The organism is Arthrobacter sp. DMZ02-1R (genome assembly GCF_057747935.1).
On record NZ_CM173230.1, the window covers coordinates 1,156,634 to 1,180,926 of the forward strand.

The 24,293-nt window shown below is 62.4% G+C and carries 22 protein-coding genes; 10 read left to right on the forward strand and 12 right to left on the reverse strand.

Annotated features, from left to right (window positions below; translation table 11 throughout):
- Window positions 1–18: 18 nt before the first annotated feature.
- From AC3ANQ_RS05565 to AC3ANQ_RS05610, 10 genes are all read right to left on the reverse strand, one after another.
- Window positions 19–1,119, reverse strand: coding sequence for a TadE/TadG family type IV pilus assembly protein (locus AC3ANQ_RS05565; RefSeq protein ID WP_488304171.1), 1,101 nt, complete (start codon window positions 1,117–1,119; stop codon window positions 19–21).
- Window positions 1,002–1,385, reverse strand: a complete 384-nt coding sequence (locus tag AC3ANQ_RS05570; RefSeq protein WP_488304172.1) for a TadE/TadG family type IV pilus assembly protein — start codon at window positions 1,383–1,385, stop codon at window positions 1,002–1,004. Before AC3ANQ_RS05570 ends, AC3ANQ_RS05565 begins: the two co-directional genes overlap by 118 nt.
- A gap of 131 nt (window positions 1,386–1,516) precedes the next feature.
- The gene (locus AC3ANQ_RS05575; protein ID WP_488304173.1) at window positions 1,517–1,723 is read right to left on the reverse strand and encodes a Flp family type IVb pilin; all 207 of its coding nucleotides are present in this window, start codon (window positions 1,721–1,723) and stop codon (window positions 1,517–1,519) included.
- 29 nt (window positions 1,724–1,752) lie between these two features.
- The gene (locus tag AC3ANQ_RS05580) at window positions 1,753–1,959 is read right to left on the reverse strand and encodes a Flp family type IVb pilin (protein WP_488304174.1); all 207 of its coding nucleotides are present in this window, start codon (window positions 1,957–1,959) and stop codon (window positions 1,753–1,755) included.
- 269 nt (window positions 1,960–2,228) lie between these two features.
- Complete coding sequence (locus tag AC3ANQ_RS05585; RefSeq protein ID WP_488304175.1) at window positions 2,229–2,882, reverse strand: prepilin peptidase; 654 nt, start codon at window positions 2,880–2,882, stop codon at window positions 2,229–2,231.
- Between the two features lie 73 nt (window positions 2,883–2,955).
- Complete coding sequence (locus AC3ANQ_RS05590; RefSeq protein WP_488304176.1) at window positions 2,956–3,351, reverse strand: hypothetical protein; 396 nt, start codon at window positions 3,349–3,351, stop codon at window positions 2,956–2,958.
- Between the two features lie 249 nt (window positions 3,352–3,600).
- Window positions 3,601–4,641, reverse strand: a complete 1,041-nt coding sequence (locus AC3ANQ_RS05595) for a tyrosine-type recombinase/integrase (RefSeq protein WP_488302185.1) — start codon at window positions 4,639–4,641, stop codon at window positions 3,601–3,603.
- Window positions 4,638–5,597, reverse strand: a complete 960-nt coding sequence (locus AC3ANQ_RS05600) for a tyrosine-type recombinase/integrase (protein ID WP_488302186.1) — start codon at window positions 5,595–5,597, stop codon at window positions 4,638–4,640. Before AC3ANQ_RS05600 ends, AC3ANQ_RS05595 begins: the two co-directional genes overlap by 4 nt.
- Complete coding sequence (locus tag AC3ANQ_RS05605) at window positions 5,594–6,811, reverse strand: site-specific integrase (RefSeq protein ID WP_488302187.1); 1,218 nt, start codon at window positions 6,809–6,811, stop codon at window positions 5,594–5,596. Before AC3ANQ_RS05605 ends, AC3ANQ_RS05600 begins: the two co-directional genes overlap by 4 nt.
- A gap of 140 nt (window positions 6,812–6,951) precedes the next feature.
- Window positions 6,952–7,665: a hypothetical protein gene (locus AC3ANQ_RS05610; protein WP_488304177.1), complete on the reverse strand. Its 714-nt coding sequence runs from the start codon at window positions 7,663–7,665 to the stop codon at window positions 6,952–6,954.
- Between the two features lie 358 nt (window positions 7,666–8,023).
- On the opposite strand from AC3ANQ_RS05610, the gene rplM reads away from it, so the two are divergent.
- The 3 genes from rplM to glmM all read left to right on the forward strand — a co-directional run bounded on the left by rplM (window position 8,024) and on the right by glmM (window position 10,606).
- Entirely contained in the window at window positions 8,024–8,467 is a 444-nt protein-coding gene (rplM, locus tag AC3ANQ_RS05615; RefSeq protein ID WP_024817563.1) for a 50S ribosomal protein L13, read from the forward strand.
- A gap of 36 nt (window positions 8,468–8,503) precedes the next feature.
- Window positions 8,504–9,013 carry a 30S ribosomal protein S9 gene (gene rpsI / locus AC3ANQ_RS05620; protein WP_488304178.1) on the forward strand — a complete coding sequence of 170 codons (510 nt, stop codon included), beginning with the start codon at window positions 8,504–8,506 and terminating at the stop codon, window positions 9,011–9,013.
- Window positions 9,014–9,241: 228 nt separating this feature from the next.
- Entirely contained in the window at window positions 9,242–10,606 is a 1,365-nt protein-coding gene (glmM, locus tag AC3ANQ_RS05625) for a phosphoglucosamine mutase (protein ID WP_488304179.1), read from the forward strand.
- A gap of 111 nt (window positions 10,607–10,717) precedes the next feature.
- Here glmM and AC3ANQ_RS05630 read toward each other — a convergent pair whose 3' ends face one another.
- Both AC3ANQ_RS05630 and coaA read right to left on the reverse strand, forming a co-directional pair.
- Window positions 10,718–11,581 carry a M15 family metallopeptidase gene (locus tag AC3ANQ_RS05630; protein ID WP_488304180.1) on the reverse strand — a complete coding sequence of 288 codons (864 nt, stop codon included), beginning with the start codon at window positions 11,579–11,581 and terminating at the stop codon, window positions 10,718–10,720.
- 5 nt (window positions 11,582–11,586) lie between these two features.
- Entirely contained in the window at window positions 11,587–12,597 is a 1,011-nt protein-coding gene (gene coaA, locus AC3ANQ_RS05635) for a type I pantothenate kinase (protein ID WP_268020774.1), read from the reverse strand.
- Between the two features lie 133 nt (window positions 12,598–12,730).
- Here coaA and glmS point away from each other — a divergent pair, with 133 nt between their 5' ends.
- The 7 genes from glmS (at window position 12,731) to mgrA (ending at window position 24,187) form a co-directional block, all read left to right on the forward strand.
- Window positions 12,731–14,623, forward strand: a complete 1,893-nt coding sequence (gene glmS / locus AC3ANQ_RS05640) for a glutamine--fructose-6-phosphate transaminase (isomerizing) (protein ID WP_488304181.1) — start codon at window positions 12,731–12,733, stop codon at window positions 14,621–14,623.
- Window positions 14,624–14,627: 4 nt separating this feature from the next.
- Entirely contained in the window at window positions 14,628–14,975 is a 348-nt protein-coding gene (locus AC3ANQ_RS05645; protein ID WP_265976849.1) for a holo-ACP synthase, read from the forward strand.
- Window positions 14,976–14,988: 13 nt separating this feature from the next.
- On the forward strand, window positions 14,989–16,533 hold the full coding sequence (locus AC3ANQ_RS05650) for an NAD(P)H-hydrate epimerase (RefSeq protein WP_488304182.1): 1,545 nt from the start codon (window positions 14,989–14,991) through the stop codon (window positions 16,531–16,533).
- Between the two features lie 75 nt (window positions 16,534–16,608).
- Window positions 16,609–18,948 carry a glycogen debranching protein GlgX gene (gene glgX / locus AC3ANQ_RS05655; protein ID WP_488304183.1) on the forward strand — a complete coding sequence of 780 codons (2,340 nt, stop codon included), beginning with the start codon at window positions 16,609–16,611 and terminating at the stop codon, window positions 18,946–18,948.
- On the forward strand, window positions 18,945–21,275 hold the full coding sequence (gene treY / locus AC3ANQ_RS05660; protein WP_488304184.1) for a malto-oligosyltrehalose synthase: 2,331 nt from the start codon (window positions 18,945–18,947) through the stop codon (window positions 21,273–21,275). Before glgX ends, treY begins: the two co-directional genes overlap by 4 nt.
- Window positions 21,276–21,331: 56 nt before the next feature.
- Entirely contained in the window at window positions 21,332–23,089 is a 1,758-nt protein-coding gene (gene treZ, locus AC3ANQ_RS05665) for a malto-oligosyltrehalose trehalohydrolase (protein WP_488304185.1), read from the forward strand.
- 60 nt (window positions 23,090–23,149) lie between these two features.
- Window positions 23,150–24,187, forward strand: coding sequence for an L-glyceraldehyde 3-phosphate reductase (gene mgrA / locus AC3ANQ_RS05670; RefSeq protein ID WP_488304186.1), 1,038 nt, complete (start codon window positions 23,150–23,152; stop codon window positions 24,185–24,187).
- Window positions 24,188–24,293: the final 106 nt, after the last annotated feature.

Here is a 24,293-nt window from a genome sequence, read left to right on the forward strand (position 1 = left end):
ATTCCCCTTAGAAATGCACTATTTGATGAGCTTTACGACGGAAGTTTGGAAGTACGGCCCGCCCGCTAAGGCCGCCGCCGCCAACGGAATAGTCCTCAGGAACTTCCCGCAGATGCCTCGGTTGTTTGCGCCAAGGCCCGCGCAAGCGGGGTCGGCCTTCCCTGGGGGCAACCCGTCGGAGTTCTGCACGAAATCCCACCCGTGCAGTTCGAACATCGCGTAACCGATGACGTGAAATGTCCCATTTCCGTTTCCGGAACCATCGTCGAAAATCGGAAAATATGCGAAGGCGAACCTATTTTGGGAGTAGTCGATTGCCGCGCGCCATGAATCAGTCGTTGACGTGCAGTCGCTGGGAAATTTGGCATTACCTGGTGCGGAGCCGACCCAGCCGTTGGCGTCGGGAAGGGCCTGGCAGGTTCCGGTTTCGGTCAGCCAGCCGAAGCCTCCCGGTATGTGGTGCCCTGAAGGACTGCCGACGCATGGACTCTTGCCGTGTTCTTTGATGATGACTGTGGTTCCTGGAGGTGCATAGGCCGGCCCGACTTGGCATTGGTCAAAGACCAGGGGAAGTGCCCCTGGTGCGGGAACCGTTGTCCAACTCGCGGTGGCGATGGCTCCGACGGTGACCGGCGGAACGTTCAAGGCGTTCGAGAACATCTTGCTTAAGAACCCCGCCCCGGAGCTGCCATCCTTGGTGGATGTTGAGACGGTCACCTGGCCTTGGACGCTCAAATCTACAGAATTCACGGTGCTGGCACCGTCATTCGCGTTGGCATTGGCTAGGGGGCCGGCCAGCGAGGTGTTGCAGGCGCCCTTGACGCAACTATTCGCGACCGCGAGGGCCCCGGCATCTGCACCGTTTTGCAGCTGGGCGCGTTCTTCGTAAATTTGGCCCATATCCACAGCCATTGCGCCAACTCCGATCAGTACCAGGATCATGAGTGCCACAATGATGCCGGCTGCACCTCGCTCGCCCCCCTGTTTCAGGGGTCGAAGTGTTAGCCGCCGCATTGCATGGCCCCCTTTCCGGTGACCGTGATCGACGGAGTAAAGAAGCCGGTCAAGGAAGGTGCGTTGAAGGTCACCGTGGCCTGCACATTTGCCCCAGGCGTGCATGCTCCTGACAGGCCGACGTTTGCCGGAGACAGGCTGATGCTTGGTGCTCCGGCTACAGCTGCGGCCTGCGATTTGCTGACGTCGTTAGTGACGGCCATGGTCCGAGCGGCTTCGCGGGCCGCTTGCGTCACGGATATTTGGAGATTGTAAAAATAAGAGAATTCGATGATCGCAACAATCAACAGAAGGAGAATCGGCGCAACCAGCGCGAATTCCACTGCGACAGCACCGTGTTCATCTTTCTTTCTTGCTTTGCTGCGGATCATGTTATCCCCCAGAGGACTAAGCAGCTTTTGGAATTGAACGAAGGCCGGTTATTGATTTCCCGGAAACGGTTGGGCCGCGCCCGCGTTGAGCGGGCGCGGCACCGTTGGCATTGCCTTTGGACCTTACGGGGTTAGTGGTTCCATCCACCGACGGTCGCTGCAATGTTGTTGTACCAGGTGTTCAGTGCGCCACCGAAAGCGGTGACGCCTACGATGATGACGAGTGCGATGAAAGCGACCAGCAGCGAGTATTCCGTTGCCGTGGCCCCCTTTTCCGAAGTAAGCCGATCCTTGACGCTTGCGACGAATGCTATGACGGAAACTATGAGAGATGACATTGGAAAACCCTTCGATAGAACGAACGGGACTAGTGGTGCCATCCGCCGACGGTTGCCGCAATGTTGTTGTACCAAGTGTTGAGTGCGCCACCGAAAGCGGTGACGCCAACGATGATGACCAAAGCAATGAAGGCCACCAGCAGCGAATATTCAGTCGCTGTTGCTCCCTTTTCGGAGGTGAGGCGATCTTTGACGCCGGCGACGAAAGCAATGACGGAAACCACGAGAGTTGACATTGGAAAAACCTTCCCAGATAAGTGAATTTGTCTACGAATTCCAGTTGCCTGCATATCCCGTTTGGCGTTCGGATTTCGATAGGACAAGAATTGCCCTTGAGAGGGTTAACAAACAATGCGTAGTGGTACTCGTCTTTTCGGGGGACGGTGGCGTGGACTACTCGAAAGGACCGTCGCAGGTACTCGGTTTTTCTGGTTAGTGACTACCTAGGTAGCCGTAAAGATGGGACGCGCGGGCTTGGAGGGGAACCTGTGACATGGCCCGAGCCTCAAGGAACGAGCAGTACCACTCCAATTGCCGCGGCGAACATGGCCGGTCCGTGAGCGACTTCGGCGGGCTTGATTCCGCGCTTCAGGCGCAACACCAGCACCGTCATTACCCCGCCCACCACGAACCCCAGCAGCCCCCCGTAGAACACGTGGCTCCAGCCCAAGTAGCCCAAGTACATTCCGAGTGGCGCGGCGAGCTTCACATCGCCCATTCCGAGGCCGCCCGGAGAAATTAATCCAAGAATCAAGTACCCGAGGAACAAAATGAGCCCGCCGGCAGCCCCGCGCAGCAGTCCCGGCCAGTCTGGAAGCAGCGCAGCGGACGTAGTCAACAGGACAAAACCGGCTGCAAGTAGCAACAGCACCAACGGGTTCGGCAGCAAATGGTGCGCCACATCCAAGCGCGACAGCTGCACAGCCAGCACCATCAAGAGGAGATACGCAGGGAGCGTAGGAGACCAGCCGAACCGGAGCTCCAGGAGGGCAAACAACACTCCGGTGGCCACCGCCGTCGTCATTCGGATGGTCGGGTAGGGGAGTCCGCCGAGGCGGGGCAGGGATCTGGCTATCAGGAGTTCTGCCAGGGGGCTCGTGAGTAGCCCTAGGAGCCCGAGGGCAGCCACAAGCAAGGGCTGGGCGGCAGTTGCTGTCATGGCGTCTCCTAGGAGCTCAGGACGGAGTCTCAGTTGTTCACACTGGTTACCAGCCTATTCGTAATGCCTCAGGTCAAGATGCTCGCGAAATGAGTTCCCGTGCCTCATCTATTTGTGCTGGCGTGGATGATGTTTCAAGGGCCTGTGTTTTTGCTGCGGCGAGGGCGATGAGCTGGGTCTGGATGGTGGTGATGCCCCGGGTGAGGTCTGCCGGGTTCGTGGTCTCCATCAGTGCTGCGAGTTCGGCGGCTTTGGCTTCGGTGAGGATTCCGGAGTCGATGACGCGCTGGTACGGGGTCCGTGGCTCGTCGTAGACGCGGGTTTTCTTCCCGTGTTTGTTCGAGCGCCATCCGGTTGCTTTGGTGGTGGCGGTGAAGAGGTTCAGCCGGACCAGGGCGTAGAGGGCGTTGAGGAGGTGCAGCTCGGCGGCGGTGTCGTAGCGGTAGTGGAAGGCGTGCCGGCGGACCACGTCGCCGTTCTTCTGCTCGACGTGGGCGTTGTCGTTGGACTTGTAGGGCCGGGAGCGGGTGAAGTAGATGTCCCTCTCGCCGGCCCATCTGATCAGGGCGTGGTTGATGAATTCCCCGCCGTTGTCGGTACTAAACCGAATTCGGTTTAGTTCGGATTAAGCCGAGGAAAACGCTAAGCCGAGAGATGCCGGTTTTGTCCCGGGTTTCCGGGGATTCCGGACCATTTCTTCGGCTTAGCATTTTCGTGGTTATCGGAGGGTGTAGAGCTTCTGCAGGTTTTCTTCGCTGAGCCATTCCACGGTGGCCTGGCTGATGCCGGGAGCTGCCGTGTTCAGGGCTGCTTTCATCATGTCCAAGGTCGCGAAGGCGTAGAACGCCGAGGTGGTGCTCTCGCTAACGTGTCCAAGCAGTTGCATGATGATCGGCAGCGGGATTCCTTGCTTGTAGAGGTCCATCGCCTTTGTCTTACGGAACAGGTGGCAGTGCAGCTTGACGGGGATCGACGGACAAGTTGCCCGGGCGATGTCCCCGGCCTTCTTGAGTATCGTGGCGACGCTGTCTTCCGAAAGCCGGGTCGGTTCGCCATGGTGGAGGCTGTTGAACAGCGGACGTGTGGCCGGCAGGGCCGCACGCTGGGGATGGAACTCCTGGAGATAGACCTGCAGGTGCTCGACGGTTTTGTCGCCAAGGGGCACCACGCGGCTTTTGTTCCCTTTCCCGGTAAGTGTCAGGTGCGCCGGTTTCGCCAGCGTCAGGTCACCGAGGGCAAGTCCGGTGAGTTCGCTGATGCGTGCCGCGGACTCGTAGAGGAGTATCAGCAGCATGCGGTTGCGCCGCGACTTCGGGGTGGAGCCGGTGCAGGCTGCAAGGATCGCGGCGGTCTCGTTCTCCTGCAGGTATTCGATGGGCTTCATTGCCGCGGCGGGGGCCTTGAGCGCCTTGGCTGCTTCGTGCAAGGCCACCAGCCGGAGGTCCTCCTGGGAGGCGTAGCGCAGGAACGCCTTGATGGCGGTCAGGCGCAGGCCCACCGTCTTCGGCTGGTAGTGCTTGGTTTCGCGCATCCAGATCAGCCATGCCTTGAGGAACTTCCGTTCGAAATGCTCGAAGCCGATGTCCTTACGCTGGACGGATTGCTCGTCCACGAGGTAGCCCACGAAGCATTCCAGGGAAATCCGGTAGGCCCCGATGGTCTTCGGGGACAGGCCCCTGACTTGGGGCATGTATTCGTGCAGGTAGTTCCTTGCGTAGCCCCAAAAGTTGGGGGTGTCGTTCCTGGTGTCGCGTTTCATCCGAATCCCACCTCGGGAAGAATCCCCTGGCCTTCACGGACGATGTCGGCGTAGCCGTTCATGAAATCCGGGGATGTATGGATGTAGTAGTACGTGCTCTGAAGCGAGGCGTGGCCCATATACCTGGCCAGGTAGGGCAGCATCGCGTTGACGTCGGTGCCTTCGGCCATCCAGCGTTCGATGTTGGCGTAGGCAAAATGATGCCGAAAATCGTAGGGCCGCGGTTGCTTCCCTCCCGGGGGCTGCGGCAGCCCGGCCTGGTCCCAGATCTTGTGGAACATGGACGCAGCCATTGATCCCGTCACCGGGTCGCCGGTGGAGGAAACGAAGAAGGCTGCCCGTTCGTTGCCGAAGACGCCTCGCGAAGAACGATCGCAATCAGCCAGAACGTCAACGATCTGATCGGTGAGGAGAAGTTGCCGGCTGCGGTTACCCTTGGACCAGAGCACGTCGATGATGCCCGCGGCCAGGTTCACGTCCCCCGGCGCCAACCCTCGCGCCTCGCAGGTGCGCAACCCGCACGAATGCATGAGGGCGAAGAACGCGGACCCCTGCCACCTCCACGGGGACCTGGTCTCCAACCGTGTCGCGGCATCGAAGAACCTGGTGATCTCCTTGTTCGTCAGCAGGTATGGCTGCGGGCGGACGAGGTCGGACCTCCACTGGTCAGACAGAACGTAGGCGTCCTCATCGCCACTGAGTCGTTCCCAACGGCCGAAGTCCCTGATATATGACATCCACGACCGGCGGCCGTTCGGGAGGCATGCGATCAGGGAAGAAACCCAGCCTTCAACGGTGGCCCGGTCAAGGTTCTCCACGGCTCGTTGCGTGCAGTAGCGGTCGAAACTCCTCAAATACCAGACCCGGGTGTCGCAGTAGATGCCCATGCTTTTCTTGAAGGCAAGGTAACGCTCCAGCTCGGGGCCGAGCGCGCTGGTGAATCTGGGCCCGTTCACCGTCCCGCTCCTTGTTGCAAAGCCGGTGGCAGCGGGAGGACGCACGCTCGCATGTGCTCGGTGTCGGTGGAGAGATACGCGTTGGTGGAATCCGGGCCGGAGTGGCCAAGGACCGCCGAGATCGTCGGCAGCGGGGTCCCCGCGCGCAGGAGCCTGGTGGCGGCGTTGTGGCGCAGCAACCTCGTCCCGACCTTCGGGCGGTCCGTTCCTGCCGCGCTGAAGGTTCGTCTGGTCACATCATAGATGGACGAATGATCCGAGAACTCGGTGTGGGGCGCCACTGACCGCAAGAATACGTGGTCGTTACCGACATCGGGACGCTCGGTGAGGACATACTCCGCAAGCCTGTCTGCGATCGCCGGCAGCAAGGGAAGCGTCAGCGGGTTGCCCGTTTTTTGCTGCACGATCCCGATCGTCGATTCCCGCCAGTTGATGTCACCCAACCGCAGGGCGATCAGGTCGCACGCGCGCAGGCCCGTCACCAACGCCAGCAAGGTGATGGCAGCATCCCGGGCCGCGACCAAGCCCCCGGTGCAGGCCCGGAGAACCGTCTGTTCATCCTCGTCGCCCAGGGTTGGAAAGATCCCGTGATGACGTTTGGCGTTGGCCAAGTCCAGGGCGTCCTGCAGGTCGTCGCGGTCCAGGAATTTCAGGAAGGCCCGCAGATTGAGGACCGCCGACCACATCGATGATTCCGCCCAGGGTCCCCGCAACGATCCAAGGAACCCCAGCACGCTGGCACCCCCGGCCTCCCGAAGCGACGTCACCCCTTGGTCTTCAAGATAGAGAAGGTACCCGCGAGCCTCGCGGTCATAAGAGTTCCGGGTGTTCACCGCCAGGTGGCGTTGCCCCATCTCAACTGACCACCCGGCCAGCAGCCGGCAAAGCTCCTCGGACCGCGGAGCGGCCTTGCCACCACCTCGCGGCATCATGGAAAGATCCACCGAACCGGTCAGAAAGTACGAATCCAGCAACCTCACCAACCGGCCGTACGACTTTCGACGCTGGTCACTGAACTTGCCGGTCCGCGGGCTCGTGGTCATCGAGGCGAATTCCGCACCTAACCCTACGGTATAAAGGCCATCCTGTTTCCGGGCGAGCAACTCCAGGCGGCGAAGCCATTTCCTGTATTCAAGCATCGTCGACTGCTTGTAGCCCGCCGCTTCCAAGGCGGCCACCACCAGCTCACCAAGCCCGATAACTGTCGTCTCCATGATGCCTTCCCTTCGTTGGGTTTATGGACACGACGAAGGTAACGCCAAAATCGAGGCAAAGCGCTAAACCGAGGAATGGTCCGGAATCCCCGGAAACCCGGGACAAAACCGGCATCTCTCGGCTTAGCGTTTTCCTCGGCTTAATCGGTGTCCAGACCGACCATGGGGAACGGCAGGCGGACGAGGATCTCATCCATGGCTTCCAGCACCCATTTGTGCGCGCCGTTTCGGACCGCGACGTTCTCGGTCCAGCCGGTGAACACGTCTGTGGCGGTCAGGGTCCTGGCGAATTCACCGGCCAGGGTGGGCCCGCAGTGGACGACCATGTCCGCCTCGATAAACCCCGGGGCCTGTTCGTGTTCATCGCCGGCCTTGCGGACCGTGATCGAGTTCCGCAGCAACGGCCCGGCCTTCGTCGCGGACAGCCCCTTGGGCCTGTCCGCGTCCTTCGTGGGCTTAAGCAGCCGGTCGATCGTCGCTCCGGAGATCGTCAGCAACTGCGCCCTCACCGCCGGGGTGAGCCGCTTCGCATCGAGTTCCCCGAAGGTCTCGAGCCTGGGCAGCCACAGACCCATGGTCACGGCCAGGTATTTGCCCGACGGCATCCCGGCCAGCCGCCACACACTGATCAGGACCTTCAGCACGTCATAGCCGTAGGACCGCCCCCGCGGCTTCCGCGCCACCGTCTTCGCAGGGCCCTTCCGCTTGCGCGCCGTGGACAGCGCCCGGCGGGCGTTGGCCCGGGACCACCCCGTAACAGCCACGAGCTCGTCCAAAATCAGACCCTTGGCCGTCTTCGATGACTTCGCATAACCGGTGGCGTACTTCTTCGTGATATCCCTACGCGTTCCCAACGACAGGTCCATCCCTCATCGTCACCGCCGCGCCCGTGGCGGCCCGGTGATTTCGCGAGCGTTTCCCAAATGAGGCACGCACCCCATTTCGCGAGCACTATAGGTGAGTCTCGTCGCTATTTTGACCCTGAAGCTCCTTGCCGCTATTGTTGATAGTCGTTGTGCGTGTCCTTTCTCGATGACACATGCCCGCTTGGGGATCCCGTTGCAGGATCGTTAACCCGACAGGCATATCGGGACTTCGGGATAACTGGTACATAGAGCCCTCACCTCTGCTCCGGTAACGCATACCTAGTAGGCACACGCTCCAAGCGTGCCGCCTAAAACATGAACGCCAGAACAAGAACGAGGCAAAACCGTGCGTACGTACACCCCGAAGCCCGGCGATATCAACCGCCAGTGGCACGTCATTGACGCCACCGATGTTGTCCTTGGTCGTCTTGCCAGCCAGACCGCAACACTGCTGCGCGGAAAGCACAAGCCGACCTTTGCGTCCCACATGGACATGGGCGACTTCGTCATCATCATCAACGCTGAAAAGGTTGCCCTGACCGGCGCCAAGCTGGAGCAGAAGCGCGCATACCGCCACTCCGGCTACCCGGGCGGCCTGACCTCCGTCAACTACGCGGAGCTGCTGGAATCCAACCCGGTCCGCGCCGTGGAGAAGGCCATCAAGGGCATGCTCCCGAAGAACTCCCTTGCTGCACAGCAGCTGGGCAAGTTGAAGGTCTACCGCGGTGCAGAGCACCCGCACGCCGCCCAGCAGCCCAAGACTTTCGAAATCACCCAGGTCGCCCAGTAGTCCTGGCCACCAACCAACTTTTAATCAAGGAGAATCGTGGCTCAGAACGAAGAACTGACCACCGAGGCCGTTGTGGCTGAGGAAAACCTGACCAGCTACACCTCGGAGAGCGGTCCTGCGGAAGCAGAAGTGCCGAAGAAGGAGCGCCCGGCACTGACTGTTGCCGGCGCCGCAGTTGGCCGTCGTAAAGAAGCTGTTGCACGTGTTCGCATCGTGCCCGGCACCGGCAAGTGGATCATCAACGGCCGCGAGCTGGCCAACTACTTCCCGAACAAGCTGCACCAGCAGGACGTCAACGAGCCCTTCAAGATCCTTGATCTTGACGGCGCCTACGACGTCTTCGCACGCATCCACGGTGGCGGCATTTCCGGTCAGGCCGGCGCACTGCGTCTCGGTATCGCCCGTTCACTGAACGAGATCGACACCGAGAACAACCGCGCCACGCTGAAGAAGGCCGGTTTCCTGCGTCGTGACGCCCGCGTCATCGAGCGTAAGAAGGCTGGTCTCAAGAAGGCACGCAAGGCTCAGCAGTACTCCAAGCGCTAAAAATGCGCCTACCCGAGATGTTGCCGCTGACGCGACATCATCACGGGGCCCTCGGCGCTTTTTAGCGCTCGGATCCACAAGCGCTAAGTCCGCTTCTACGAAAGCCCGTTCCGCCGTGTGGCGGGGCGGGCTTTCGTCGTTAAACAACCGCGTTCGGTTGGTCTCTGAGACTGCCAAACCGGAGCGGCTCGGCGGAAGGGCGACTGCCGTCGTCTAGACTGGGACGCGATGGCTAGATTATTTGGAACAGATGGCGTGCGTGGTCTCGCCAATGGATTGCTCACCGCGGAGCTTGCTCTCCAGTTGGCACAAGCCGCTGCGGTGGTCTTGGGCCACGAGCGCTCGGCCAACGGAAAGCGGCCTCGCGCCGTCGTCGCCCGGGACCCGCGCGCCAGCGGGGAGTTTATCGCTGCAGCTGTGGAAGCCGGGCTTTCGAGCTCCGGGATCGACGTGTACGACGCCGGTGTGCTGCCCACCCCCGCAGCGGCCTACCTCGTCGCTGACCTCGATGCCGACTTCGGCGTCATGATCTCCGCGTCGCACAACCCGGCGCCGGACAACGGGATTAAGTTCTTTGCCCGCGGCGGCCAGAAGCTCCCGGACGAGGTAGAGGACGCAATTGAGGCTCAGCTCGGCAAGGAACCTTCACGTCCAGTAGGCGGCGACGTCGGCCGCATCCAACGCTTCTCGGACGCCGAGGACCGCTACATCGTCCACTTGCTCGGCACGCTCACGCGCCGCCTTGAGGGCCTTAAAGTCGTCTTGGACTGCGCCCACGGTGCGGCCAGCGGCTGTTCCCCGCAGGTCTTCGCTAGTGCCGGCGCCGAAGTTGTGGTGATTGGTGCGGAACCCGATGGCTTGAACATCAACGACGGCGTCGGATCCACGCACCTTGGCCAGCTCAAGGAAGCGGTCGTCAAGCACGGTGCGGACTTCGGCATAGCCCACGATGGCGACGCCGACCGCTGCCTGGCCGTGGACCACGAAGGCACGGAGGTAGACGGCGACCAGATCATGGCGATCTTGGCCGTCGCTCTGAAAGAGTCCGGAAAGCTGAAGGACGACGTCCTGGTGGCCACAGTGATGAGCAACCTCGGGCTTAAGATCGCATTGCGTGATGCTGGAATCACCATCCGCGAGACGGCGGTAGGGGACCGCTACGTCCTGGAGGAAATGCGCGACGGCGGCTTCAGCCTTGGTGGGGAGCAGTCGGGCCATGTGATCTTCTCCGACTACGCGACCACTGGCGACGGCGTCCTGACCGGTCTGCAGATTGCCGCCCGGGTTGCCGGCACCGGCCGTACCCTCCAAGACCTCGCCCGCGTTATGACCAAGCTGCCGCAGCTCATGATCAACGTGAAGGGCGTGGACAAGTCCCGGGCCGCCACGGACGAGGGTGTGGTGGCTGCGGTGGCTGCCGCCGAGCTCGAACTTGGCGATACCGGCCGGGTGCTCCTGCGCCCATCGGGCACCGAAGCGCTGGTCCGTGTGATGGTCGAGGCCGCAGACATGGAAACCGCCACTCGCATATGCACTGAACTCGCCGGCGTCGTCGAAGACCGCCTCACGATTCCGAGTGAACTGGCGCTCTAGTCCCGGGCGCAACAAAAAGACCGAAAACAACTGTGGCCCGTCTCCGCGAGGAGATGGGCCACAGTTGGTTCAAGTACTTGCCGATGGACTCTGTTGATGGTTGGTCAACCGCTACAGGTAGCCCGGTGCCGCTTCCAGGCCGAAATATTCCTCGAGGGTGCCGATCCCACGATTGGCCATATCCGTTGCGGCCTCAACCCCGACGAAGCGCAAGTGCCAGGGCTCGTAGTAATAGCCGGTGATTTCATGGAGCATCCACGGGTACCTGACAACAAATCCATATTTGAATGCGTTGGCCTTGGCCCAAACAGCGGCTGGCTGCACCGCGAAGCAAGGCTGGAAGCTGCACGCCCCGCCGCCGTCGCCGATATCGAACGCCCAACCGGTCTGGTGTTCCGAGAACCCTGGACGGGCGGAGGCCGTGTCCGCTGAAGCCTGGCCGCGCGAGTCCACATAGCCGTTGTACGTGGCGGTTTGGGTTTGGAAAGAGCGGTAGCCGGAGGCCAAAGTCATGGTCACCCCTGCCGAGGCCGCTCCGGCGAAGAGCTTTTCTGCCGCCGCGGCAGTTGTGGTGTTGAGCAACGCGGCTTCTCCGCTGACCGCGAGTTGGACATGAGGCTGTACCAGATCCGGGGGGACGAACTGCAAGGGAGTCAACGGACGGTGCTTGTTGACGATGACCCATTGGCTCGCAGGGTCGCTCAGGGAATACTTTTGGGACAGCGCTCCCGACGGCGGCGCTTGGGAGGGCGGCGCGCTCGACGACGGTGCTTCGCTCGTCGCAGGGGCCGGGACCGCCGTCGTGGTCGCCACCGCCGGCGTCGGCGTCGCTGTTTGGGAACCTGAGGGGGGCGGGGCCGCAGCGGGTGAAGCGGCCGGGCTACCCGGGGTACAGGCAGCCAAAGCCGTCATTCCCGCGCCTGCCGCCAAAAGGGTTGTGAAGGACCTTCGGCTAGGGCCGCAGTTGTGGCACATCCGTGCTAGACCTTCCGGAGCAGCATGCGGCGGATGGAATGATCGGCATCCTTGGTGAGGACAAGTTGCGCCCGGCCGCGGGTGGGGAGCACGTTTTCCTCAAGGTTGGGCTCGTTGATGCGTTTCCAAATGCCGCGGGCAGTGGCTTCCGCCTCGGCATCGGAGAGCGTCGCATAACGGTGGAAATAGGATTCGGGCTGGGCGAAGGCCGTGCTCCGAAGCTTCCGGAAACGGTCCACGTACCAGTCTTCGATGTACGATGTCTTGGCGTCAACGTAAATGGAGAAATCAAAGAAGTCGCTCAGCGCCAGTCCCTGCCGGCCGTCCTGACGGGGACGGGCAGGCGCCAACACGTTGAGGCCCTCGACGATGAGGACGTCAGGCCGCCGGACCACTACTTCCTTGTCCGGGACGATGTCGTAGGTGACGTGCGAATACCAGGGAGCCCGGACCTCTTCGGCGCCGCCCTTGATCGCACTCACGAAACGAAGCAGTGCCCGGCGGTCGTAGGACTCTGGAAAGCCCTTGCGCTCAAGCAAATGCCGTCGCTTCAATTCGGCCAGTGGGTACAGGAATCCGTCAGTGGTGATCAACTCGACGTTCGGAGTGCCCGGCCAACGGCGGAGCATTTCTCGCAGCACGCGGGCGATCGTGGACTTGCCGACCGCCACGGAACCCGCGACGCCGATCACGAAGGGTGTGCGCTGGGTTTGCTCACCAAGGAACGTCGTTGTGGCTGCATGGAGCTGCTGGGATGCTTGGACGTAAAGATGCAGCAAACGGGAGAGCGGAAGGTAGACCTCGCGGATTTCCTTCATGTCCAAGGGATCACCGAGGCCGCGAAGCCGGATGATGTCCTCTTCGTTAAGCGGCTGCTCCATCTGTGCACCCAGCCGGGACCACGTCTGCCTGTCCAGCTCCACGAACGGGGAGGAGCTGTCGCCGTTCGCTTCGTTGCGTTGCAAAGTCACTATAGAGATTCTGCCCCTCTGTTGGCTGATCCGGAAATACAGCATGAACGGCGGGAAGAATTTGTGTGAGCATGCTCTCTGGAAAAGGCGCTCGATCCGGCGAATTCCGGGACCTGGCTTGCTTGCGGGGCCGGATATCCTACGTCCATTTCACGGGGCACCCGCTACTCTTGTAGGCATGTGTGGAATCGTAGGATACGTTGGCAATTCATCCCGCCGGGCAGATGCCGGGCACTCGGCTCTCGACGTCGTACTCGAAGGACTTCGTCGTCTTGAGTACCGGGGCTATGACTCAGCCGGCGTCGCCGTGGTCGCCGATGGAACCATCGCATCCCGGAAGAAGTCCGGAAAACTCAGCAATCTGTTAAGCGAACTCGAGACCAATCCGCTCCCTGACTCGCTGACCGGCATCGGCCACACCCGCTGGGCCACTCACGGCGGACCCACTGACCAGAACGCCCACCCGCATCTGGCTGATAGTGGACGCTTGGCCCTGATCCACAACGGAATCATCGAAAACTTCGCCGAGCTCAAGCAGGAGCTCATTGCCAAGGGTGTCACCTTCGCCTCGGAAACTGACACCGAGGTCGCGGCCGCCCTGCTGGGCGATATCTTCCGCAACCAACTCAACGGCGACACCTCCAACGGCAAGCTCACGAAAGCGATGCAGCTTGCCTGCCAGCAGCTCGAAGGAGCGTTCACGCTCCTCGCCGTGCACGCTGAGCGGCCCGACGTCGTCGTGGCCGCTCGGCGCAACTCCCCCCTTGTCGTAGGACTCGGCGAAGGCGAGAACTTCCTCGGCTCGGACGTTTCCGGCTTCATCGACCACACGCGCCGCGCCGTCGAGCTTGGCCAGGACCAGATCGTCACCATCACGGCGGACACCGTCGAGATCACCGACTTTTTCGGCGCCCCCGCCCAGGGCAAGGAATACCACGTGGACTGGGATCCGGCCTCCGCAGAAAAGGGCGGGTTCAGCTCCTTCATGGAGAAGGAAATCCACGACCAACCGGACGCCGTCACCCAGACCCTCCTCGGCCGCTCGGACATCAACGGCAAGCTGACCTTGAGCGAAGTCCGGATCGACCCCGAGTTGCTGAAGCAGGTCAACAAGATCATCGTCCTGGCTTGTGGCACGGCCGCATATGCCGGGATGGTCGCCAAATACGCCATTGAGAACTGGTGCCGTATCCCCACCGAAGTAGAGCTCGCGCATGAGTTCCGCTACCGCGACCCGATCGTTGACGCGAACACCCTCGTGGTGTCCATCAGCCAGTCCGGTGAAACCATGGACACGCTGATGGCCGTCCGTTACGCCCGCGAGCAGGGCGCCAAGACGATCTCGATCTGCAACACCAACGGATCAACGATCCCGCGCGAATCGGATGCGGTGCTTTACACGCACGCCGGGCCGGAGATCGCCGTCGCTTCGACCAAGGCTTTCCTCGCCCAGATCACAGCCGCCTACCTGCTGGGCCTCTACCTGGCCCAGTTGCGCGGAAACATCTTCTCAGGCCAGATCAAGGACGTCTTGGCGGACCTTGGCAAGATCCCGGCGAAGATCCAGAAGATCCTCGACAATGCGGGCCCCATCCGCGAACTCGCCCGCAGCATGAAGGACGAGAAATCGGTGCTGTTCTTGGGCCGCCACGTGGGCTTCCCCGTGGCGCTTGAGGGCGCTTTGAAGCTCAAAGAAATCGCCTACATCCACGCCGAAGGGTTTGCTGCCGGCGAGCTCAAGCACGGGCCGATTGCCCTCATCGACGAAGGACAGCCCGTCTTCGTGGTGGTCCCGTCCCCGCGTGGCCGCGACTCCCTCCACGCAAAGGTAGTCAGCAACATCCAGGAAATCCGTGCCCGCGGCGCGCGCACCCTGGTGATAGCCGAAGAAGGCGACGAAGACGTGCGGGCCTACGCTGAGCACGTCTTCTATGTCCCGCAGACGCCACCTCTCCTGATGCCGCTGCTCACCACCGTTCCGCTGCAGATTTTCGCGGCAGAGCTGGCTAAGGCCAAGGGGTACGACGTGGACCAGCCTCGTAACCTTGCCAAGAGCGTGACCGTAGAATAACCCCATGATTGTTGGCATAGGCGTAGACGTCGTAGACATTGAGCGCTTTGGGCGCCAGCTCGAGCGAACTCCCGGGCTCCGGGACCGTTTGTTCGTTCCCGCGGAACGCGAGCTCAACACGCGCTCTTTGGCGGCGCGCTTCGCGGCCAAGGAGGCTGTGGCCAAGGTATTGGGGGCTCCGGCGGGCATGAACTGGCAAGACTGCTGGATCGGCCTTGACCAGAACGGCCCCACAATCAAGGTCAAGGGCACCGTGCTGGCAGTCGCGGACTCAAAAGGCGTGAAACGCTGGCACGTATCCATGAGCCACGATGGCGGCATTGCTACCGCCATGGTCATCGCCGAAGCTTAACAACCCAAGCAACATGATCAGCGCCTTCACCGGAACACAGATCAGGGCAGCGGAACAACCGCTTCTTGATATCGGTGAAGGCGCTGTTCTCATGCAGCGGGCGGCCCATGGCCTGGCAAACGCGGTCGTCCGTGAATTCCGTTCGGAGGGCCGCCGCGTCTACGGCTCCAGCGTTACGGTACTGGCGGGCAAGGGCAACAACGGCGGGGACGGTCTCTTCGCCGCAGCAATGCTTGCTCGCCGTGGCATGCGCACGACGGCGGTGCTCACCGCCGGTTCTGCCCATCCGGACGCTTTGGCGGCCTTTAGGGCGTCCGGTGGACGCGTGCACGTCCTGAACGAGGACAATGCCGAAGAGCTAGCAGTGCTAAGTGCCAGCGACGACGTGGTCATAGATGCCATCCTGGGCACGGGCGCCCGGGGAGGCCTCAGCGGTCCGGCCGCGGAATTGATTGCTGCCTTGCAGGAGCTAAGACCGGACTTGGTCGTGGCTTGCGATAGTCCCAGCGGCGTGGACGCGGACACAGGCGAAGTCCACTGGCCTGTGCTGACGGCGCGGATGACGGTTGTATTCGGGGGAGTCAAGGCTGGACTGATGGCCGACCCCGGCGAGGGCTGTGCCGGCCGAGTACTCCTGGTACCCATCGGCATTGAGGGTCATCTTCCGGCACCCCTCCTGCGCCGCTTGTCTGTCCGTGACTTGGCTGCTGTCCTGCCAGGCCCCGCGCGCCGGGCTCAGAAATACACCCGGGGAGTCCTGGGCGTCGTCGCCGGTTCAGAGCGCTACACGGGGGCTGCAGCCCTCTCTGTCCAGGCCGCTGCGGCGTCCGGCGCGGGAATGGTGCGGTACCTCGGACCGGAAGTTGTGGCGCGGCATGTCCTGGGTCGCACTCCCGAGGCTATCTGGGAGCCGGCCGAACCAGGTCGGGTCCAAGCATGGCTGCTCGGTCCCGGCCTGGACGGAGCCGAACAACTCAAGCGGGCCCGTGACGTACTGGCCGCAGCGTCCGGAGCCGGCCAGCCCGCCGTCGTCGACGCCGGAGCGCTGGGGCTCCTTCCGGAACGCTGCCCGCCCAACTGGATCCTGACTCCGCACGCGGGGGAGCTGGCCGACCTCCTTGGCCGCGGCGAAGTACGCTTCACGCGCGAGGATGTGGAGTCCCGGCCACTGCACTTCGTCCGCATGGCCGCGGAACACACGGGGGCGGTTGTACTCCTCAAAGGTGCCACAACACTGATTGCGTCCCCCTCCGGAGGGGTGTTCAGTCAATCCGAGGGATGCCCATGGATGTCGACGGCGGGAAGCGGGGACGTCCTCGGCGGGATCCTTGGTGCCCTGGCTGCCTCTTTTGCAGAGTCCGGGTTGGACGACGACGGCCCCTTTGCTGCCTTGGGAATCGCCGCGGACGAGAGATGGGCGGCGGTTGCGGCCGCAGGTGCAAGCATCCACGGAATGGCAGGCAGTGCCGCCTCCGCTGGAGGACCCCTGACTGCCTCGGACATCGTTCGGGCGGTCCCTGATGTCTTCCGAATCCTCCAGGAATGTCGCGCCGGATAATTCCGGATGTTCGTTGAATGTCACCCAACATAGCTAGGCTGGCAACAAAGTTATCCGGCACGTGAAGGAGAACACATGGACGTTTGGCCAGGATCCGCATACCCGTTGGGGGCCACCTTTGATGGCACGGGAACCAACTTCGCGCTGTTTAGCGAGAAGGCGGAAAAGGTGGAATTGTGTCTCTTTGACGAGGACTGGAACGAGGTTAGCTACACCGTCAACGAGGTGGACGGTTATGTATGGCATTGCTACCTTCCGCACGTTCAGCCAGGGCAAAAGTACGGATACCGGGTGCACGGCCTGTATGACCCTGCCGCCGGCCAGCGCTTCAACCCCAACAAGCTCCTCCTGGACCCTTACGCCAAGGCCATCCACCGGCAGATCGACTGGGACCCGGCGCTTTTCTCATACAACATGGGAGATCCGGACTCCCGAAACGACAAGGACTCCGCGGCCCACATGATGATGGGCGTCGTCATCAATCCCTTCTTCGACTGGGCCGGTGACCAGCAGCTTCGCATCCCGTACCACCGCTCGGTGATTTACGAGGCGCACGTCAAAGGACTGACCCAGCTCCACCCTGAGGTTCCGGAGGAACAACGCGGTACCTATGCCGGCGTCGCACACCCCGCAGTGATTTCCCACCTGCAAAAACTAGGCGTCACGGCCATTGAGCTCATGCCCGTCCACCAGTTCACCAACGACGGCATCCTGCAGGACAGAGGCCTGAACAACTACTGGGGCTACAACACCATTGGGTTCTTCGCGCCCCACAACAGCTACAGCTCCAAGGGTGATACCGGCCAGCAAGTCCAGGACTTCAAAGCGATGGTCAGGACGTTGCACACGGCGGGCATCGAGGTCATTCTCGACGTCGTGTACAACCACACCGCCGAGGGCAACCACCTCGGCCCCACCCTGTCCTTCAAGGGGATCGACAACTCCGCTTACTACCGCCTGATGGAGGGCGACCTTAAGCACTACATGGACTACACGGGCACCGGTAACTCGTTGAACGTACGCAGCCCCCATTCCCTTCAGCTGCTCATGGATTCCTTGCGCTACTGGGTCACCGAAATGCACGTTGACGGTTTCCGCTTCGACCTCGCCTCAACGCTGGCGCGCGAGTTCTACGATGTGGACAAGCTGTCGACATTCTTCGAACTCATCCAGCAGGACCCGGTCGTCTCCCAGGTCAAGCTGATCGCCGAACCGTGGGACGTGGGCCCGGGCGGTTACCAAGTAGGCAACTTCCCTCCGCAGTGGACGGAATGGAACGGTCAATACCGTGACACGGTCCGTGATTTTTGGCGGGGCGAGCCCTCCACACTGGGAGAGTTTGCCTCACGGCTGACCGGATCGGCGGACCTCTACGAGCACTCCGGCCGCCGCCCGGTGGCTTCCATCAACTTCGTCACGGCCCACGACGGTTTCACCCTGGCCGACCTGGTCTCCTATAACGAGAAGCACAACGAGGCCAACGGTGAGGGCAACAACGACGGCGAATCCCACAACCGTTCCTGGAATTGCGGTGTCGAAGGCCCCACGGAGGATCCCGTCGTCCTCGGTCTCCGCGCCCGCCAGCAGCGAAACTTCATCGCCTCCATGCTCCTTTCCCAAGGTGTCCCCATGCTGTTGCACGGTGACGAGCTCGGCAGGACACAGAGGGGCAACAACAACGGCTACTGCCAGGACTCGGAACTGACCTGGATCAATTGGGATAGCGTGGACCAGCCCTTGGTCGAGTTCACGGCAGCCGTCAGCGCACTGCGCGCCAAGCACCCCACGTTCAGGCGCAGCCGCTTCTTCGACGGGCGGCCTGTGCTTCGAGGCGAGGGCGAGCGGCTCCCGGACATCGTTTGGCTCGACGTCGACGGAACCACCATGACGCCGTCGGACTGGGACAGCGGCTTCGGCCGCTCGGTGGGCGTGTTCCTGAACGGGGATGGTATCCGCGGCAGGGACAACCAGGGACGGCGGATCACCGACGTCAACTTCCTGCTCTACTTCAACGCCCACGACGACGAAGTGGGCTTCAAGTTGCCCTCTGACGAATACGCTCCAGCCTGGGACATCATCCTCGACACCGCCGGTGGCGGAGCGCACACCGAACCCATGCCCGCGGAATCGGTCCTCACTGTGGGGGCCAAGTCGCTCGTCGTCCTGCGAGCCCACAGCATCCCTGACACCGATCCGGACCACTCGGTCGCGGCCTCGCTAGCCGCGTTGTCCCAGACAACAACCTCGGAGACGGCATCCCTGACTGCGCCGGCCACGCTGACGCCAGTCCCGTCTGCACCGAACAGGGCGCCGCTTCGGTCAGTCCCGGACCCGAAGCCTGACGCTGAAACCAAGGCTGCCGCTGCGCCGAAGAAGCCCAGAAAGCCACGCGCCCCCAAGAATGGGGGATCATGAGGACGCCTGTCTCCACGTACAGGCTCCAGATCCGGCCCTCGTTCACGCTCCATGATGCGGTGGCCCTCACGGGTTATTTGCGCGACCTCGGGGTTGACTGGGTGTACTTGTCGCCGATTTTGACTGCGGAGGAGGGCTCGGACCACGGTTACGACGTCACGGACCCCTCCACGGTCGATGCGTCGCGCGGCGGTGCCGAAGGGCTCGCAGCGCTATTCAAGGCTGCGCGGGAGGCCGGTCTCGGGGTCTTGGTGGACATCGTTCCCAACCACATGGGCGTCGCGTCGCCTCCGCAAAACGCCTGGTGGTGGTCGCTTCTCAAAGAGGGCAGGGCCTCCCGCTATGCGGAGGCGTTCGACGTCGATTGGGACTTCGGGGGCGGCAAGCTGCGGCTGCCGGTGCTCGGCAGCGACGACGACCTCGACAAGCTGGAACTAGTCGACGGCGAATTGCGCTACTTCGATCACCGCTTCCCGCTGGCCGAAGGCAGCTACGTCGCGGGTGACAACGTCCGCGATGTCCATGCACGGCAACACTACGAACTGGTCGATTGGCGCCGGGCCGACGCCGAACTGAATTACCGTCGATTCTTCGCGGTCAACACCTTGGCAGGGATCCGCGTCGAAATCCCATGGGTCTTCGAGGAAGCCCATGCAGAGGTCTCCCGCTGGTTCCGGGACGGGCTCGTGGATGGGCTGAGGATCGATCATCCGGATGGGCTCGCGGACCCTTCGGGTTATTTGGCGCGCCTGAAGGAAACGACCCGCGGCTCGTACGTGCTTGTCGAGAAAATCCTGGAGCCGGGGGAGGAGCTTCCGGAGAATTTCGACTGCGAGGGGACTACAGGCTACGACGCGCTCGCCGACGTCGACCGTCTTTTCGTGGATCCCGACGCCGAAGTGCGGCTGGATGCCCTGGACGCCAGGCTCCGTGGCACCGATACGCCGGCCGACTACCAAGCCATGATCCACGGCACCAAGCGGCGTATCACGGACGGCATCCTGCGCTCGGAAATCCTGCGGTTGGCGCGGCTCGTCCCGGAATCTCCGGAACTGTCCAATCCAAGGGTGGCGGATCCAGCGGTGGCGGACGCGTTGGCTGAAACCATTGCCTCCTTTCCCGTCTACAGAAGTTATCTCCCCTACGGCAAAGACATTCTGGTGGGGGCCGTTGAGCGGGCCGCCCGGACCAGGCCGGAGCTGGAACAGGTGTTGCAGCGGCTGCTTCCCCTGCTGCTCGACGCCACCAGTGAATTGGGCCGCCGCTTTCAGCAGACCTCAGGCATGGTCATGGCCAAGGGCGTGGAAGACACCGCGTTCTTCCGCTACACCCGTCTTGGCACGCTGACCGAAGTGGGAGCGGACCCGACGGAATTCGCCCTGTCCCCGGCTGGATTCCACGAGCGCATGATGCACCGACAGGCGCACATGCCGCTGTCCATGACCACCCTGACCACGCACGACACCAAGCGCAGTGAAGACACCCGGGCGAGGATCTCCGCCATCTCGGAGGCCGTCCCCGACTGGGAAGCATTCGTGGACCGGATGCAGGAACTGGCTCCGATTCCCGATGGGCCACTCGCGGCTCTGGTGTGGCAGTCCATTGCGGGTGCCTGGCCGGCAAGCCGTGAACGCCTCCAGGGTTACGTCGTCAAGGCGGCACGCGAGGCCGGCAATTCCACCAGTTGGACGGATCCGGACGAAGGATTCGAAGCGAAGCTGGCCTCCGCCGTCGACTCCGTCTTCGATGTTCCGGACGTAACGGCTGCGCTGGAGAGATTTGTCGCGCTTTTGGACCCCTTCGGAGCGTCCAACTCGCTGTCAGCAAAAATTGTTCAGTTGACCATGCCGGGCGTACCGGACGTCTACCAAGGAACCGAGTTTTGGGATCGTTCACTCACCGATCCGGACAACCGGCGCCCGGTGGACTTCGAACGGCGGAGGGCCGCGCTCGCAGCCCTCGACGCCGGTGCCCAGACGGAAGCGCGGGACGAGTTGGCCAAGTTGTTGCTGACGTCGCGCGCGCTGCGCCTGCGTCGCGACAGGCCAGAGTTGTTCAGCGGATACAGCCCCGTCTACGCCGAGGGACCCGCGGCCGAACACTTGCTCGCCTTTGACCGCGGAGTGGTCGGCGCAGGTGGTGCCATGACGTTAGCTGCTCGGCTCCCGCGGAAGCTTGAACGAAACGGCGGGTGGCAAGACACCCTCATCCGCCTCGGGAACGCGGTCCAGGACGAGCTCACGGGCAACAGCTACCCAGCGGGCGAAGTACCGCTCGTAAGGCTTCTACGGAGATACCCGGTGGCGCTGCTCGTGCCGATTACCTAGCCAGAGCACCAACGACCGCGGGCAACAGAAGCCCGGACGAGATGATTGAGGGAGCCATGGCGGCGACGACCAGCGCGAGGAAACGATTCGATGTATGGGCCCCGTTTGCGGGGTCCGTCACTCTGCTTGCGGCAGGCCTGCACTACGAGATGCGGCGGCACGACGGCGGAGCCACCGGCTGGTGGACGGCGGACGCCCCGCAAGGGGTCGGGACGGATTACGGCTACCTCGTGGACGGCGAAGGACCCTTTCCTGACCCGAGGTCGAAGCGGCAACCGGAGGGCGTCCATGGCCTGTCCCGCACCTTCGACGCAGCCTCTTATGCCTGGAACGACGCCGAATGGCCGGGGGGCGGGATCGGCGGCGCCGTCATCTATGAGCTCCACCTTGGGACCTTTACCCCGGAGGGCACACTGGATGCGGCGGTGGGAAAACTCGATTACCTCGTTGAATTGGGAGTCGACTTTGTAGAGCTTCTGCCCGTCAACGCTTTCAACGGTACCCACAACTGGGGGTACGACGGCGTGCTGTGGTTTGCGGTCCACGAAGCCTACGGGGGACCGGAGGCCTACCAGCGATTTGTTGACGCCGCGCATGCTGCGGGACTCGGCGTGATTCAGGATGTGGTCTACAACCATCTGGGGCCCAGCGGGAACTATCTGCCGAAGTTTGGCCCGTACTTGAAGTCCGGGGAGGGCAACACGTGGGGCGATTCAGTGAATCTGGATGGACCCGGCTCCGACGAAGTCCGCCAATACATCCTTGATAATGCCGAAATGTGGTTGAACGATTTCCACGTTGACGGACTGCGCCTCGATGCTGTGCACGCCCTCCGTGACGATCGCGCCGTGCACATCCTGGAGGACCTGGCCAGCCTTGCGGATGGGATCGAAGCTGAAACCGGTGTCCCCAAGACACTGATTGCCGAATCGGATCTGAACAACCCGCGCTTGATCTACCGCAGGGACGCCAACGGCTACGGGCTGGAAGGGCAGTGGAGCGACGACTTCCACCACGCGGTTCATGTGAACCTCACCGGTGAGACCGCCGGGTACTACGCGGATTTCGATTCCTTGGCCGCCTTGGCCAAAGTCCTTGAGCACGGTTTCTTCCACGACGGGAGCTACTCTAGCTTCCGCGGGAGGCATCACGGCAGGCCCATCCGCCCGGGTCTGGTCCATCCTGCCGCGTTGGTGGTGTGCAACCAGAACCACGACCAAATCGGCAACCGAGCCGCGGGCGACCGCCTGAGTGCGAGCCTGTCTTACGGCAGGTTGGCGCTGGCCGCCGTCCTGACCATGACGTCCCCGTTCACGCCGATGCTGTTCATGGGCGAAGAGTTCGGCGCGTCCACGCCTTGGCAGTTCTTCACGTCGCATCCCGAGGAATGGCTGGCCAAGGCCACGGCAGAGGGACGGCTCAAGGAATTCGAACGGATGGGCTGGGACCCTGCACTGGTCCCCAACCCGCAGGACCCGGAGACATTCAACCGTTCCAAGCTCAAATGGGAGGAAATCAACGACGGCGATCACGCCCGGCTGCTCGACCTTTATCGAACCTTGGCGAACGTCCGGCGCTCGACGCCGGAGCTTGCCGCCGGCGGATTCACCGACACGCATGTTGACTTCAGCGAACAGGACCGGTGGCTAGTTCTCAGCCGTGGCGTCGTGAGGGTCGCCTGCAACTTTGGGACGCAGCCTTTGACGAGGAACATGGACGGCGACCTCTTGTTCGCCACTCACCCCTCGGCCGCCCTCGGGAACGGGAAGCTGACAATCCCGGGGGAGAGCGCCGCCGTCGTACGCTTGAGGTGACCTCGACCACATGACGGACGCCGCGGTTGCGGCCCGGGAACGGGTGGCAGGATGGTGGGTATGACTTATTCGGCAGCGGAAAATCGCTATGAAACCATGCCCTACCGCCGCGTCGGACGCAGCGGCCTCAAACTTCCTGCTATCTCATTGGGACTTTGGCACAACTTCGGCGATGACAAGCGTTTCGAGGAACAGCGTGCCATCCTGCGCCGTGCCTTCGATCTCGGGGTGAACCACTTTGACCTGGCCAACAACTACGGCCCGCCGGACGGTTCCGCAGAAACCAACTTTGGCCGCCACCTCCAGGATGACTTCAAGCCCTACCGCGATGAACTCGTCATTTCCACCAAGGCCGGCTACTACATGTGGCCCGGTCCCTATGGGGAATGGGGCTCTCGCAAGTACCTTCTCTCCAGCCTGGACCAGTCCCTGCAGCGCATGGGCCTGGAATACGTGGACATCTTCTATAGCCACCGCCCGGACCCCGAAACCCCGCTGGAAGAAACCATGGGCGCCTTGGACCACGCCGTCCGTTCCGGCAAGGCCCTCTATGCCGGTATCTCTTCCTACACTCCGGAGCAGACTCTTGAAGCGGCCAGGATCCTCAAGGAAATGGGCACGCCGCTGCTCATCCACCAGCCCAGCTACTCCATGCTCAATCGGTGGACCGAGAACGGCAGTCCCAACCTGTATGAGGCACTCGACCAGGTAGGCGCTGGCTCCATCGCTTTCTCCCCATTGGCGCAGGGGATGCTCACCAACCGGTACCTGAACGGAGTCCCGGCGGACTCACGCGCGGCCAAGGAACGGTTCCTGTCAGAAGCCGCACTGACGGAGGAAAAGCTGAGCCGGGTGCGTGGTTTGAACGCCATCGCGGAAGGACGCGGCCAGACCCTCGCCCAGATGGCTATCGCCTGGATCCTGCGCGAGCAGCCCAAGGGTTCACCTGTGACCTCGGCTTTGGTGGGCGCGTCAAGTGTCGCACAGTTGGAGGACACGCTGTCCGCGATCAACAACCTCGACTTCACGTCAGAGGAACTAACTGCGATTGACGAGTTCGCCGTCGAATCCGACATCAACCTGTGGGCACAGAAGTAGATTCGGAACTTAACAGAAGAACGGGGCCGGCCGGGAACAAAGCCGGCCCCGTTCAGGTTGGCTACAATGCAAAGAGCGCCGAACGGCGCTGTGCCTTTAAGACGCC

Excerpts from the sequence above, each read along its gene's own strand:
- AC3ANQ_RS05565 (WP_488304171.1), bottom strand. The coding sequence starts at position 1,119 with ATGCACGCCTGGGGCAAATGTGCAGGCCACGGTGACCTTCAACGCACC.
- AC3ANQ_RS05570 (WP_488304172.1), bottom strand. The coding sequence starts at position 1,385 with ATGATCCGCAGCAAAGCAAGAAAGAAAGATGAACACGGTGCTGTCGCA.
- AC3ANQ_RS05575 (WP_488304173.1), bottom strand. The coding sequence starts at position 1,723 with ATGTCATCTCTCATAGTTTCCGTCATAGCATTCGTCGCAAGCGTCAAG.
- AC3ANQ_RS05580 (WP_488304174.1), bottom strand. The coding sequence starts at position 1,959 with ATGTCAACTCTCGTGGTTTCCGTCATTGCTTTCGTCGCCGGCGTCAAA.
- AC3ANQ_RS05585 (WP_488304175.1), bottom strand. The coding sequence starts at position 2,882 with ATGACAGCAACTGCCGCCCAGCCCTTGCTTGTGGCTGCCCTCGGGCTC.
- AC3ANQ_RS05595 (WP_488302185.1), bottom strand. The coding sequence starts at position 4,641 with ATGAAACGCGACACCAGGAACGACACCCCCAACTTTTGGGGCTACGCA.
- AC3ANQ_RS05605 (WP_488302187.1), bottom strand. The coding sequence starts at position 6,811 with ATGGAGACGACAGTTATCGGGCTTGGTGAGCTGGTGGTGGCCGCCTTG.
- glmM (WP_488304179.1), top strand. The coding sequence starts at position 9,242 with ATGGCTAGATTATTTGGAACAGATGGCGTGCGTGGTCTCGCCAATGGA.
- AC3ANQ_RS05630 (WP_488304180.1), bottom strand. The coding sequence starts at position 11,581 with ATGTGCCACAACTGCGGCCCTAGCCGAAGGTCCTTCACAACCCTTTTG.
- coaA (WP_268020774.1), bottom strand. The coding sequence starts at position 12,597 with ATGCTGTATTTCCGGATCAGCCAACAGAGGGGCAGAATCTCTATAGTG.
- glmS (WP_488304181.1), top strand. The coding sequence starts at position 12,731 with ATGTGTGGAATCGTAGGATACGTTGGCAATTCATCCCGCCGGGCAGAT.
- AC3ANQ_RS05645 (WP_265976849.1), top strand. The coding sequence starts at position 14,628 with ATGATTGTTGGCATAGGCGTAGACGTCGTAGACATTGAGCGCTTTGGG.
- AC3ANQ_RS05650 (WP_488304182.1), top strand. The coding sequence starts at position 14,989 with ATGATCAGCGCCTTCACCGGAACACAGATCAGGGCAGCGGAACAACCG.
- glgX (WP_488304183.1), top strand. The coding sequence starts at position 16,609 with ATGGACGTTTGGCCAGGATCCGCATACCCGTTGGGGGCCACCTTTGAT.
- treY (WP_488304184.1), top strand. The coding sequence starts at position 18,945 with ATGAGGACGCCTGTCTCCACGTACAGGCTCCAGATCCGGCCCTCGTTC.
- treZ (WP_488304185.1), top strand. The coding sequence starts at position 21,332 with ATGGCGGCGACGACCAGCGCGAGGAAACGATTCGATGTATGGGCCCCG.
- mgrA (WP_488304186.1), top strand. The coding sequence starts at position 23,150 with ATGACTTATTCGGCAGCGGAAAATCGCTATGAAACCATGCCCTACCGC.